The following is a 12,932-nucleotide window of genomic DNA, read 5'->3' as shown; positions in this document are numbered from 1 at the left end:
ATGCGCGGCAAAGGAATGACCTACGACACCGGCTTCGTGCGCGCGGGCAGGATTTCCAGAACGGACTGGAATCCCGAGACCGTCGCACGCGAACTCACCATCATCCGAGATGACTTGCACTGCAACGCCGTTCAGGTCATCGGCGGCGACCCGGAGCGGCTGGAACTGGCCGCCCGCCACGCCGCCGAACTCGGTCTGGAGGTCTGGTTCTCGCCGTACCCACTGGATCTGACACCCGAGGAGATCCGAGCCTTGTTCATCGACTGCGCGGAGCGAGCAGAACGCCTGCGGCAGCAGGGAACCGAAGTGGTGTTCGTCGCCGGAGTCGAGCTGACCATCATGAACAAGGGCTGGCTACCTGGCGCGAATGTGGATGAGCGCCTGCGCCTCCTGCTGGCCGACCCCGACGGCCGAGCCGAGCGGCTCGCGGGCGTGAGCGCCCGTCTCGACGACTTCTTCGCCACGACCCTGCCCGCCGTGCGAGAACACTTCCGGGGCCGAATCACCTACTGCGCCATACAGTTCGAGCGAATCGACTGGACACCGTTCGACTTCGTATCGCTCGAACTCATTCGCTCCGCCGAAGTCGCCGATCGGTTCCGCGAGGGCGTGCGCGATCTCGTCGCCCAGGGAAAGCCGGTCGCCATCACCGGCTTCGGCACGGCGACCTGGCACGGCGCGGGCGACGTCGCACCACGCAGCATGGAGATCGTCGAATACGACCCCGAGACCGGCGACCCCGTCCGGCTGAACGGCGAGTACACCCGGGACGAGGCCGGGCAGGCCACGTATCTGAGCGAACTACTGGAGATCTTCGACTCCGAGGGCGTCGACAGCACTTTCGTCTTCCTCTTCGCGCTGTACAACTACCCGCACCGCACCGACCCCCGCACCGATCTGGACCTCGCCAGCCTGGGCATCGTGAAGGTCCTCGAGAACAGCCACGGCCACACCTATCCGGACATGAACTGGGAACCCAAGCGGGCCTTCACCACAATCGCCGAGCACTACGGCCGCGAACTACCGGCCATCCACCCGTAGCACCGATGTCAGGCCACGTCTGCAAGGTGGGTTACCCGAGCTGGTCGCGGCGACGGCTCAGGTAGGCAGTCTCCGCGGTGTTGCCCGCCAGCTCGATCGCTTTGTCGTACGCCGCGCGCGACTGCCGACTGCGGCCCAGCCGGCGCAGCAGGTCGGCCCGGGTGGCGTGGTAGGCGTGGTATCCGGCCAGCTTGTCCTCGAGGCGGTCCACGGCGGCCAACGCGACCTCCGGACCGTCCAGCTCAGCGAGGGCGATGGCCCGATTGAGGGCGACGACCGGGGAGGCGTCGAGGCGGACGAGCTGGTCGTAGAGGGCGAGGACCTGCGACCAGTCGGTGTCGCGGACGTCGCGGGCGGAGGTGTGCACGGCGTTGATCGCGGCGAGAATCTGATAGCGGCCGGGAGCCACTCCGGCGGCCAGACGCTCGCGCACCAGCTGGTGCCCTTCGGCGATCAGCGCCTTGTCCCAGGCGCCGCGGTCCTGCTCGTCGAGGGCCACCAGTTCGCCGCGGGCCGAGACCCGGGCGGTGCGGCGGGCCTCGATCAGGAGCATCAGCGCCAGCAGCCCGGCCACCTCACCGTCCTCGGGCAGGAGGGCGCGAATCAGGGAAGTGAGCCGGATCGCCTCGGTGGTCAGGTCCTGCCGTACGGGCTCGGTGTCGGAACCGGTGGCCAGATAGCCCTCGTTGAAGACGAGAAACAGCACGCTGAGCACGCCGGTGACCCGCGCCGGGAGATCCTCGGCGGACGGCATCCGATAGGGGATGCGGGCCGCCGAGATCTTGGCCTTGGCACGCGTGATCCGTTGCCCCACAGTGCTTTCGGTCGCCAGGAAGGCTCGTGCGATCTCGGGGACGGTCAGACCGCCGACCATGCGCAACGTGAGCGCCAGGCGGGCTTCCATTGCCAGCGCCGGGTGGCAGCAGGTGAAGATCAGCCGGAGCCGGTCGTCGTCGATGGCGCCCAGCGGCTCGGGTGGGGTGTCGTCGTACACGATCCGAGCCTCCTTGTGCTTGTCGTCGCGCTTGTTCTCGCGCCGGATCCGGTCGATGGCCTTGCGGTTGGCGGTAGTGGTCAGCCAGGCGCCGGGGTTGGGCGGTACGCCGTCGCCCGGCCATCGCTCGACGGCGGTCGCGAACGCCTCGGCCGTTGCCTCCTCGGCGATATCGAGATCGCCGAAGCGCCTGGTCAGGCTGGCGACCACCCGGGCCCACTCGCCGTGGTGGGCGCGGGTGATCGCCTCCTCGATGTCGTTCACTGAAACGGCCGCACCTCGATCTTGCGATCGCAGACCTTCGACGCCTCGGCGGCGAGCGCGAGCGCCACGTCCAGATCGGGGGCCTCCCACACCCAGACACCGGCGAGGTATTCCTTCGACTCCACGAACGGCCCGTCGCTGAACACCGCCTGCTCGCCGCGGTTATCGATGACCGTGGCCGTATCGGTGTCCGCGAGCCCGCCCGCGAAAACCCAATAGCCCTCGGCCATCAGTCGCTCGTTGAACTCGCTGATCGCGGGCTGCCGGTCCGTGCTGCCGGGATTGCTCTTGTCGTCGATGACGGAAACCAGATACCGCATGTGAAGATCATCTCCTGTTCGTCGAGGTGGTGTGGTCTATCGGTCGGCAACCGCGCCCTGGTCCTTCCGGGGCTGCGGCCCGACACCCTCGGGAATCTTGCCGTGCACGTGCGGGATGTACACGAGCTTCTGCGTCCGGCCGTCGAGCACCGTCGACTCGACCAATTCCAGATCCAACTCCGCTCCGCCGTGCAGCAGGCCCGCTTCGCCGGCGCGGCCCGAGACGGCGGGGAACATGATGACCTCGAGCCGGTCGACGAGGCCGGCGGCGAGCAGCGCGCGGTTCAGCGCGATGCTGCCGTGCGAACGCATCGGAACGTCCGTGGTGCGCTTCAGGCGCTCGATCGCGGTCACCGCGTCCTCGTTGAGAACCGTCGAATTCTGCCATCCGAGCGGCTCCTCGAGCGTGCTGGAGAACACGATCTTCGGCAGTTCGTTCAGGCTCTGGTAATACGGCTCGTCGAACGCGGTCACGAAGTGCCGGAACTGCCGGAACGTCGTCGCGCCGAAGACGAGCACCTGGTCCTGCGCGAAGGTGCGCACCCGGTCCTCGACGACCTCGGGCCCTTCCTTCCCCCAGTATCCGGGCCAGCCCTTCGCCATGCCGTAGCCATCGAGGCTGCAGAAGAAGTCGACAGTGAATGTGGTGCTCATGGTGTTCTCCCTGGTTCGCGCCGCCCCCGCTGGGCGGCCTCACTACTGCTACGAACGCCACCACCCCGATCCGACACCCTGCTCAAATTTTTTTCGAAAAACTTTTCAGCAACTCGCCCTGCCGCCTCCACCATCGTCCGCGCTGAGGTTCGCCCGAGGCGCTCAACGCGTCACCCAGGCACAGCATGGCGTCCGCGTTCGCGTTCTGCGCGCCGTATCCAGAACGTGGAAGGCTTCGTCCGTGTCGTGCCGCCACAGCAGCTGGGCCAGGCCGACCACCGCCTCGGAGCAATGCGGCGACCGCGAGTCCCCAGTGCCCCAGCGGATATCCCAGGGAATCACCGGATTTGGCCACCCTGGTGAACTCGCGGGCGGCGAGATCCGACTCTCCGCTCTGCAGCGCCAGTGCCCCGACCGCCACCAGGGCTATGCAAGCCGGGAGCGGCTTCTACCGATGACGCTTCGCATGCTGTTCGATCGGACCCGAAAGATCTTTTGCGGTCAGCAAAAGCATTGCCAGCGAACGAACCTCATTGAGGTTCAGGTCCTGTGACCATATGCCCCGCGGCGACCTCGTGCCATTCGCCACCTCGATGACGATTCGGCGCGGGTCGGGCCTCGGCATGAACAGCGCGCGTAGTGCCTCGGTGGTGAGCGTCGCGTCGGGATCCTCGAAGGTGAGCGTCAGGGCGTAATCGTCGCTGAGCGCGTACTCGATCTCGGGCTGTTCCTCCGCCAAGCAATCATTCGATCGCCCCACCCGAACCACCAGGCGCACACATTCGATATTCGCCGCCCCGCCGGATCCCTCGAATCCTAGGTGTGAGTGGGGATGCCATACCTCTTCCGGGATTCGCTAGCCGGGGAGGGTGGGGGTGCGGCCGCGGGTGACGGCGGCTCGGATCTCGGCGGCTACCAGTTCGGGTGCCTCGAGCATCGGGACGTGTCCTACGCCGGGAAGTGTTTTCGATTCGATGGGTGGAGTGGCGGTTGGGGCGCTGTGCAATCGCGGTGGTAGTACGTGGTCGTGCTCGCAGTACAGGATGGTGATCGGTACGGAGATCTCGTCCAATTTGGTGAAACCTGTTGTGAGGGTAGGGTCTTCGGCGAGATCTTCGACAATGTCGCAGTAGGCGGGGGCGGTGGCGACGGTGGTGGCGAGGCGGTGTGGCACGGCGGCGGGCCGGTGGGCCAGCAGCGGAATCACCAGGCTGCGGGCCATGGGGCGGGGCCTGCCCGTTCCGACTCCGATCACCGGAGCGAAGGCGCGGTACTTGCCGAGCAGCCGGGAGGCGGTCCGCGCCCCCTCCTCCCACATTCCGCCCGGCGCGATGGCAGTTACCGAGCGGGCCCGGCCGCGCGCCGCCAATTCCAGGGCCAGCCAGCCGCCCAGCGAGTTGCCGACCAGATGTGCTGTGCGCCAGCCTGTTTCGTCCATGGCCTGCTCGACGGCATCGGCCAAGGCGGCGAAGGTGGCGGGGCGGCGCAGCGCGGGGGCGCCCCGATGTCCGGGCAGCGTGAGTGCGAAAACCTCGTGGTCGTCGGACAATTCGTCGAGGACCGCGCCCCACGACTCCCACGTGAGCAGGAGCCCGTGCAACAGCAGCAGCGGTTCGCCCTGTCCAGCACGGTATTGCGGCTCCGGTTCGGTCGTGCCCGCCACGCCATCGGCCATGGCCCGACCTTACCCGCCGGTCAGAAACCCGACATCAGACGCCGCCACTGCGCGCCGAACGGCTGTTTGGCCGTGACGGACCCGAACCGCAGCCGCCCGCTGACGACCAGATGCAACGGCCCGATCGGCGGACCGGTACGCACCTTGTTGTTCGCGCTGGAACCGATGAGGTCCAGGCCGTTGAGATCCACCGTGGCCTCCGCGGGCACGATCAGGTTGAGCGAACTGCAGAAATCGTCCACCCGCAACTCCACCACCTGGGTGGACATGATCGCCTGCGTGAAATCCAAAGTGACGCCGGACAATTGGGTGTTCAGGTAGAGCACCGGCGGCACCTGCCATCGCCCCTTGCGGGTAATGCCCGACAGCCGGGACCGAATCCTGTCGCCGGAGGAGGCTCCCGCCACCGGACGGGCCGCGCCGAACGACGGCGCCTTCGCATGGGGCGGCGGAGCCGGCTGCGGCTGACCCACCATCCGGATACCGGGCAGATCGACCAGCACGGCGTTCAGCTCGCCGCGCGTCTTGGCGGCCAGCGCGGTATCCATCCGCTCGGTGAACTCACCCAGCGACAGCATGCCCAGGCCCACGGCCCGCTGGAGCAGCATCCCGACGTGCTCGCGCTCGGCATCGGACACTCGCAGGTCGCGGTCGCCCACCGCGCCGCCGGGCTCCGGCGCCGATCGCGTCCCAGGAGCCGAAACCGTCTCACCACCCATGCCGTCGAGGGTACCGACGGCGGCGTTCCCGCACATCAGGGCAATCCCTGATGTCGAATACGCCTTCGGGAGCAGCCGCGGTCTACTCCAGGCCCTGCTCGATCGCGTACCGGGTCAGCTCCACCCGGTTGGCCAGCTGGAGTTTGCGCAACGTGGCCTGGACGTGGTTCTCGACGGTGCGGTGACTCAGGCCCAGGCGAGTGGCGATCTGCTTGGCCGACAAGCCCTTGGCGACCATGCGCAGCACCTCGGTCTCGCGGTCGGTCAGCGCCGGGCGGTGCGGTTCGTCGCGGTCGGGGGGCGCGCTGGCGATGCGGCGGTACTCGCCGAGGACCAGGCCGGCCAGGCCCGGCGTGAACACCGCCTGCCCAGCGGCGGTGGCGTGCACCGCCGCGACGAGTTCGGCCACCGAGGCGCTCTTGACCAGGTAACCTGTGGCGCCCGCCTTGATCGCGTCCAGCACGTCGCCGCGTTCGGCCGAGGCGGAGAGCACCAGCACCCGGCTGTGCGGCGATACCCGCAGAATTTCGGTGGTGGCCTGGGCGCCGTTGCCGTCGGGGAGTTGCATGTCCATCAGCACCACCGTGGGGCGCACGGCCGCGGCGCGTCGGGTCGCCGACCCGACACCGTCGGCGGTGGCCGCCACGTGGAATCCGGCCTCGGTGAGATCGCGCGAGACGCCGTCGCGCCACATCGGGTGGTCGTCCACCACCATCACCGAAATACCTTCGGCGGCACCATCTTCCGTTCGTTCGCCAGTGCGGTCCTCGTCCGGCGCAGCGTCTCCGGTCATGATCGTCTCCTTTCCGGCCGGTCGCCCGCACCAGTCCGATCTTTCGCACCGGCCCCGATCCTCCGCACCTCCATACCAGCGCCGGTCGCCCACACCGGTCCGGTCTCCCCCGCCGGCCGTGCCACCGCTACTCGTTGCGGGGGCCGGATATTCGCGCCCTCTACTTCCGCCACGACGGCGCTCACCATCCGGCACCGGCGGTACGGGGCACCCGGAACTCCCATTCCGCGCCCTCGTCCGTGGTGAGCAGTTCCGCCTCGCCGCCGAGAGCCTCGATGCGGCCGACGATGGAGCGCGCCACACCCATTCGACCCTCGGCGGCCGCGTCGGCGAGCCGCCCGGGGGCGATGCCCGGACCGTCGTCACGAATGCTCACCACCAGAGCATCACCCATATCCTCCAGCAGCACATACGCTTTGGCGTCGGTTCCGGCGTGCAGTGCGGTGTTCGACAGTGCAGCCGCCACGGCCGCGGCGATTTCCCGGGCGGTCCATTCGCCGATTCGCACCGGGTCGCCGGGTGTGGAGACGAAGACCGACGGAGACGCCTGCGCGGTCAGCCAAGGGCGCAGATCGACGTGGGTGCTACTGGATTCGGAGCGCGCGCCCTGCTCGGAGATCAAGACCCGCAGGGCCACCTCTTGTTCCCCGGCCCGCTGCGCCAGTTCGGCTGTGCCGCCGCCGATCTCGCTGCCGCGACGCTTGATGTAACTGAGCACTTGGAGCACACCGTCGTGCACCTCCCGCGCCAGCCGCTCGCGCTCCTGCGCCGCCGCCGTCAGTCGCATCGCGGCCTCCAGTTGGCGCTGCGCTCGGCGCGCGGTACTGGCCGCGAGGCCGATCGCCAGCCCGACCGATACCAGCACCGGCGCGGTGGCGTCGTTCCACAGATCCAGTTCCCACTGCTCCCGAACGGCGATACTCACCGCCGAGATCAGCAATCCGGACAGCACACCGCCGACCGGACCCCACCGGATGGCCGCCGACATCACCGCGTTCGCGGCCCACAGCGTGGTGGGCAGCGTCTGGTGCCCGTGATACCAGTCGTAGTCGGCGACCAGCCGGGTCGAGGCCATCAACGCGATCACCACCGCGTGGTCCCCGAGCACCACCGCGGTGTGCCGCCGCGCCGATTCGGGATCGGCCCACTGCGACAACAGGATTGCCGACACCACCGACCAGACCACCAGTACCCCGATGAGCAGCCAGCTCAGCCCGGGCTCCCGATACGAATCCACCGAAGCGATCTGCTGCCCCACCGCATACAACACCGTGACCAGCCGAAACGCCTGCGCCGCCCGCCACAGCGGAGCCGTCGCCGCAGCATCGTCCGCGCGCCCAGCGGCCATCATCGCCCTCCCGCCGCACCGCGCCCGCCCCGGCGCCACGGACGACCGACGCCCGTGAAAACCGTTGCGGCCGCGATAAATTCGGTCCGCGCCAGGGTCGACATCGTCGCCCGCGACTCAGCCGTCGCCCGCATCGTCGGTCTTCTCCCGCTCCTCCGCGGCCGCCGCTCCGGCTCCGCCGCCGGGCGCGGGCAGGGAGTAGCGGCCCTCGTCCGGCGTATCGGGTTCGGCGTGGAACATCGGCTCGTCGGGATCGCCGGTGTTGAGGTCCTGATACAGCTCCTCCGGCGTGTCCGCCAGCAGCGATCGGACGGCCGTGTTGAGTACGGCGACGAACGGCACGGCCAGCAGCCCGCCCGCGATGCCCGCCAGCACCACACCGGCGGTGATCGCCAGCACCACGGCCAGCGGATGGATCCGAACCGCCCGGCCCAGCAGCAGCGGTTGCAGCACATGGCTTTCCAGTTGCATCACCGCGATCGTGATACCGAGCACGATCAGGGCGGTGACCAGACCCTTGGTCATCAGCGCCAGGAACACCGCCACCGAACCGGCCAGCACCGAACCGACGATCGGGATGAACGCGCCGATGAACACCAGCGAGGCCAGCGGCAGCGCCAGCGGCACGTTGAGGATCCCCAGCCCGGCCCCGATACCGATGGCGTCCACGCCCGCCACCACCACGGTGGCCCGCACGAACCCGATCAGCGTCCCGAAGCCCAGCTGCCCGGCTTTGCGCACCCGCTGCCGCTGCTCGGTCGGAATGACCCGGGTGACGAAATGCCAGATCTGATCGCCGCCGTAGAGGAAGAAGATGGTGATGAACAGCGTCAGGAAGATGCCGGTGAGGAATTCCCCGATCGCCGCCGCGGTGGTGAGCGCGCCGCTGGTGAGCGAATCCTGATTGGATTCCAGGGTTTTGATGATGGTGTTGCCCGCGTTGCGGATCTGGTCGTTGCTCAGGTGCATCGGACCGTTGATCAGCCAGTCCTGAATGGTATGGATGCTGGTCTTGAATTCGTCGGTCAACTGCGGCAGGCCGTTGACGAACTGCTCGATGACGAAAGTGAAGACCCCCGCCAGCAACCCGAGCGACCCGATCAGCGCGACGAGCACCGCGACAGAGCGGGGCAGCCCCATCCGCTGCATCCAATCCACCACCGGCGACAGCAGCGCCGCCAGCAACAACGCGATCGCCAGCGGAATCACCACCGTGGTCAGCCGATGCGCCAGATAGGCCACGGCCAGCACCGCGACCAGAATGATCAGCAACCGCCAGGACCATTCGGCGGCCTCCCGCACCAGCGGATGCACCGCCTCCGCGGCGCGCCGAGCGGACCGTTCCCGAACCGCCGCTCCCCCGCCGCCACTCACCGCCGGAGCCGAGGCGCCCCCGGCCGTATCCGCACCGTCGTCGCGGCTGCTCCCCACGTCACTCACGCCGCGAGCCTAACCGCACCGGCCGCTACCGGCACGTGTGCGCGCGGGACCGCACCGGCGCGAAACGCCGGATCGATGGCACGAATTCACCGTCCGGGTGCACGTTCGGCCAAGTACGAGCCTCTACCCCTGTGACAACACCGGATCGATGGAGGAGCGAAGCCGATGAACCTGATGCTCGCCGGCCTGACCGCGGGCCTGGTAGGAAACGCGTCGGCCGTCGCGGCCCTTTGGCTGCGGCTGCGATGGAAGACCTTGCAGCAGAATGGACACCGGATGCACATGGCAGAACTCGCCCGGACTCTGCCGGAGCACAGCCACGTGGATTCACACGACGGTCCTGGTGGTCTGCACACGACCTTGACAGTGGGCCGGGCGAGAGGGCAGCGATGAACGAGCCCGACCCGACCGGCGCCGACTTGCGCGTCCCGGCACGTCCACGCCCGACCGTCGCATACGTCGATGCCGAAGGCCTGGCAGAGTTCGGCGCCTTCTACCGCGAATTCACTCCACCGCTGATGGGATTCCTCATCCTGCAAGGCGCGCGGCCGGCCGACGCAGCCGACATCGTCCAGGAGACGATGGCCAAGGCGTGGCGGGCTTGGTCCACGATCACCTCGCCCAAGGCCTGGGCACGACGGGTCGCCGGGCGCGAGCTGGTCCGCCGCGTCGCCGCGCTCGACGAAGACCTCATTGCCGAACCCGAACAGTCGAGTCTGCTGCCCACGTGCTCCGACATCGACGAATGGATCCAACAGGACGACTATTACCGCGCGCTGACCGCACTCCCACCGCGGCAGCGACAAGTCATGGCCTGGACGATGGAGGGCTACAAACCGGCCGAGATCGCCGCCATATTGCGACTACATCCGGCCACCGTGCGATCGAACTTGTCGAAGGCGCGCCGCGCCATCGCGATTCACCTGAGCGGAGGTGCACAGCGATGACCTCTCGTTCGCAAGGAAACGACCGCTGGCTGACCACCCACCGCCGACGCTTCCTCGACGGACTGGCCGAGCGGCTCGATCTGGACGCCGGTTTGCAGGATGCCCTCCTGACCGAGCGGCACTACGGTCTCCTCGACGACCTGCGCGGCCGACTCGATCTCGAGGCTGGGCTGGCCGCCATCGTGCCCTCGACTCCCCCGTCGATCCCGTCCGGCACCGAGACCCCGGAGATCGGCGGTTCGCTGGAATGGGCCTCGCGCACCCTCGCGACCATGCCGCTGCGGGTCCGCCTGGAACTCCGCGCCTGCTACGCGTTCGAGCTGGGCGCCGTTGCCCGGCATGCGTCCTGGTCCGCCACGGCGGGCTACGTCACCGTGGAGCAATTCTCCGAGATCCGTGCGCAGTTCAACCGGCTCGCCCCGGTCGAGGGCAACGGTGGGGACACACTGTTCGAATTGGGCACGACCGTTGTGGATCCCGATTTCCCCTGCCGACGCGACCAGATCCGGATCTACCTGGTCGAGAGCGGCCGCGATGCCCTCGACCCTCGCAGCGACGATCCCGCCTCGACATTCGACCGGAAAGGACGGAACAACAAGCTGCACGCCGACGGACAGAACCTGATCGCACGTCTGCAAGCAGCCCTGTCAGGGAGGAGGGTGATGCCGAGCAGCGAGACACGCGACGCCGTGAACGATTGGATCCGCGTCGTCGGCGACTTCGCGCGCCGACGGCTCGACGATCTCGAGGATCTGGTCCTCGGGCTCCGCAGTCCGGAACAGCAGCTCGTCCGGCTGCGCAAGTCGCTGGGTGAACTCGCCGATCACTTGGCGTTCCTCGAACAGATGCTGAACGACTTCACCCACGCCGACCTGAGCGACGTCGAGCTGACCGGCATCCACCTCGACGGCGTCCGGTGGTCGATCCGGACCACGCGATGGCCTGAGAACTGGCGCGAGCAGATCGAGCACGACTCCGTCCCGCTGGGCGACGACATCTACGAGATCCATTACGGCACCGGCGCACATCAAGGCCAGGACACGCTGGTGTAGGCAGCGCACCGGGCCGCCGCGGGCACGTGCTCATATTCGCGAAACGCTAGATTGGTCCTCGTGTCGGCGCCCTTGGAAGCGGTCAAACAGACCATGCGAACGCGCTGGCCGCTGTACCTCGCATCGATGCTGGCGGCCAACGCCTTCGGTGCGATTCTGGTGTACGCGTTCATCCAGTACGGCCTGCCCTCGCCGGAGGGTTCGCCTACGGGTGTGCGGCGCACCGGCCTGTTGATTCCGGTGACGGTGTTCGTCGTCGGCGGCGCGCTGAGCGTGACCGCGTCGGCGCTGATGCTGCGCCCGGTGATGCGCTGGCAACTGCGTGGCGGCCCGCCGAGCCGGCAGGAGCAGATGGCCGCGCTGCACGCGCCGCTGCGGCAGGCCATCGTGCATCTGCTGTTGTGGCTGGTCGGCGGCGGCGTGCTGGCGGCGACCATCATCGTCGACACGCCCGAGCTGGCGGGTGCGGTCATCGTCACCGAATGTATGGCCGCCACCATCGTGTTCGGCTTCACCTACATGCTCGGTGAGCGCATCCTGCGCCCGGTCGCCGCGCACGCGCTGTCCACCGGCACCTTCGACCACACCCTCACCCCGGGCGTCGGCACGCGGATGGCGATGACCTGGGGCATGGGGACCTTCGCGCCGACCATCGCGATCGTGCTGCTGTGCGTCACCCAGATCACCTCGCAGGTGCAGTTCTCCGCACGGTCGCTGGCGGTGTCGATTCTGCTGCTGTGCGGCGTGGTGATCATGCAGGCGCTGGCGCTGTCGATGCTGACCGGCTCGAGCATCTCCGATCCGGTGCGCCAGCTTTCACGCGCCATCAACCGCGTCCAGGAAGGTGCGCGCGATGTGCAGGTGGAGGTGTTCGACGGCAGCGAGATCGGCCTGCTGCAGGTCGGCTTCAACCGAATGATGGAGGAGGCCGCCCAGCGCCGCGAACTACAGGAGCTGTTCGGCCAGCACGTCGGCGAGGAGGTGGCCCGGCGCGCGCTCGAGTTCGGCACCGAACTCGGCGGCGAGACCCGGTTCGTCGCGGTGCTGTTCGTGGACATGGTCGGCTCCACCGCGACCGCCGCCGAGCGGCCGCCCACCGAGGTGGTGAGCCTGCTCAACGAGTTCTTCCGGGTCGTCGTCGATGTCGTCGATCGCAACAACGGCTTGATCAACAAATTCGTCGGCGACGCGGCGCTGGCAATTTTCGGCGCACCACTGGATCGCCCGGACGCACCGACGGCCGCCCTCACCGCGGCCCGGGAACTGCGTGAGGCCCTGCGCGAGGTACCGGGCCTGGATATCGGCATCGGGGTGTCCGCGGGCCTGGCCGTGGCCGGAAATATCGGAGCCGCAAATCGTTTCGAATACACCGTGATCGGCGATCCGGTCAACGAGGCTTCCCGCCTGACCGAACTGGCCAAGGAACATCCCGGCCGGGTGCTCGGTTCGGGCAGCGCGCTGTATTTCGCCGATGCGCGGGAGCAGCAATTCTGGGAATCCGGCGACGAGGTGCAGTTGCGCGGCCGACGCCGTAAAACCCGTCTGGCCTGGCCGAAACCGCTGGGCAACCACCTCACCGAGGCCACCGGCGCGGAGGCCGAGCTGCGCCCCGATTCGATAGTGGACTGAACGGTCTGCGTGCGCGGCGCGAAACACGTGCCGAAACCAGGGGGCTGCATCCCAAA

Annotated in this window: 13 protein-coding genes; 4 read left to right on the top strand and 9 right to left on the bottom strand. The window is 68.1% G+C overall.

Going from position 1 to position 12,932, the window contains the following annotated elements; genetic code table 11:
- A complete protein-coding gene (locus tag ACFMRZ_RS23620) occupies positions 1 to 1,041 on the top strand; it encodes a hypothetical protein (RefSeq protein ID WP_400180786.1) in 1,041 nt (346 codons plus the stop codon).
- Positions 1,042 to 1,072: 31 nt separating this feature from the next.
- Here ACFMRZ_RS23620 and ACFMRZ_RS23615 read toward each other — a convergent pair whose 3' ends face one another.
- The 9 genes from ACFMRZ_RS23615 to ACFMRZ_RS23575 form a co-directional block, all read right to left on the bottom strand.
- Positions 1,073 to 2,299, bottom strand: a complete 1,227-nt coding sequence (locus ACFMRZ_RS23615) for an RNA polymerase sigma factor (protein ID WP_400180785.1) — start codon at positions 2,297 to 2,299, stop codon at positions 1,073 to 1,075.
- Positions 2,296 to 2,619 carry a YciI family protein gene (locus ACFMRZ_RS23610; protein WP_280274112.1) on the bottom strand — a complete coding sequence of 108 codons (324 nt, stop codon included), beginning with the start codon at positions 2,617 to 2,619 and terminating at the stop codon, positions 2,296 to 2,298. Before ACFMRZ_RS23610 ends, ACFMRZ_RS23615 begins: the two co-directional genes overlap by 4 nt.
- Positions 2,620 to 2,655: 36 nt before the next feature.
- Positions 2,656 to 3,273, bottom strand: coding sequence for a dihydrofolate reductase family protein (locus tag ACFMRZ_RS23605; protein WP_400180784.1), 618 nt, complete (start codon positions 3,271 to 3,273; stop codon positions 2,656 to 2,658).
- A gap of 448 nt (positions 3,274 to 3,721) precedes the next feature.
- Positions 3,722 to 4,012: a hypothetical protein gene (locus ACFMRZ_RS23600; RefSeq protein ID WP_400180783.1), complete on the bottom strand. Its 291-nt coding sequence runs from the start codon at positions 4,010 to 4,012 to the stop codon at positions 3,722 to 3,724.
- Between the two features lie 117 nt (positions 4,013 to 4,129).
- Positions 4,130 to 4,948: an alpha/beta fold hydrolase gene (locus ACFMRZ_RS23595; protein WP_400180782.1), complete on the bottom strand. Its 819-nt coding sequence runs from the start codon at positions 4,946 to 4,948 to the stop codon at positions 4,130 to 4,132.
- A gap of 20 nt (positions 4,949 to 4,968) precedes the next feature.
- On the bottom strand, positions 4,969 to 5,667 hold the full coding sequence (locus ACFMRZ_RS23590) for a DUF1707 domain-containing protein (RefSeq protein WP_400180781.1): 699 nt from the start codon (positions 5,665 to 5,667) through the stop codon (positions 4,969 to 4,971).
- Positions 5,668 to 5,749: 82 nt separating this feature from the next.
- A complete protein-coding gene (locus ACFMRZ_RS23585; protein WP_400182955.1) occupies positions 5,750 to 6,382 on the bottom strand; it encodes a response regulator in 633 nt (210 codons plus the stop codon).
- 259 nt (positions 6,383 to 6,641) lie between these two features.
- A complete protein-coding gene (gene macS / locus ACFMRZ_RS23580) occupies positions 6,642 to 7,808 on the bottom strand; it encodes a MacS family sensor histidine kinase (RefSeq protein ID WP_400180780.1) in 1,167 nt (388 codons plus the stop codon).
- A 117-nt stretch (positions 7,809 to 7,925) separates the two neighbouring features.
- Entirely contained in the window at positions 7,926 to 9,182 is a 1,257-nt protein-coding gene (locus tag ACFMRZ_RS23575; RefSeq protein ID WP_400182954.1) for an AI-2E family transporter, read from the bottom strand.
- 455 nt (positions 9,183 to 9,637) lie between these two features.
- Here ACFMRZ_RS23575 and ACFMRZ_RS23570 point away from each other — a divergent pair, with 455 nt between their 5' ends.
- The 3 genes from ACFMRZ_RS23570 (at position 9,638) to ACFMRZ_RS23560 (ending at position 12,876) form a co-directional block, all read left to right on the top strand.
- On the top strand, positions 9,638 to 10,195 hold the full coding sequence (locus ACFMRZ_RS23570; RefSeq protein WP_400180777.1) for an RNA polymerase sigma factor: 558 nt from the start codon (positions 9,638 to 9,640) through the stop codon (positions 10,193 to 10,195).
- Positions 10,192 to 11,247, top strand: coding sequence for a hypothetical protein (locus tag ACFMRZ_RS23565; RefSeq protein WP_400180776.1), 1,056 nt, complete (start codon positions 10,192 to 10,194; stop codon positions 11,245 to 11,247). The genes ACFMRZ_RS23570 and ACFMRZ_RS23565 overlap by 4 nt, the downstream gene beginning before the upstream one ends.
- 93 nt (positions 11,248 to 11,340) lie before the next feature.
- A complete protein-coding gene (locus ACFMRZ_RS23560) occupies positions 11,341 to 12,876 on the top strand; it encodes an adenylate/guanylate cyclase domain-containing protein (RefSeq protein WP_400182953.1) in 1,536 nt (511 codons plus the stop codon).
- The last annotated feature ends 56 nt before the right edge of the window (positions 12,877 to 12,932 follow it).

It is taken from the genome of Nocardia sp. N2S4-5 (assembly GCF_044628355.1).
Lineage (GTDB): Bacteria > Actinomycetota > Actinomycetes > Mycobacteriales > Mycobacteriaceae > Nocardia > Nocardia wallacei_B.
This window is presented reverse-complemented; position numbering and strand designations above follow the sequence as displayed.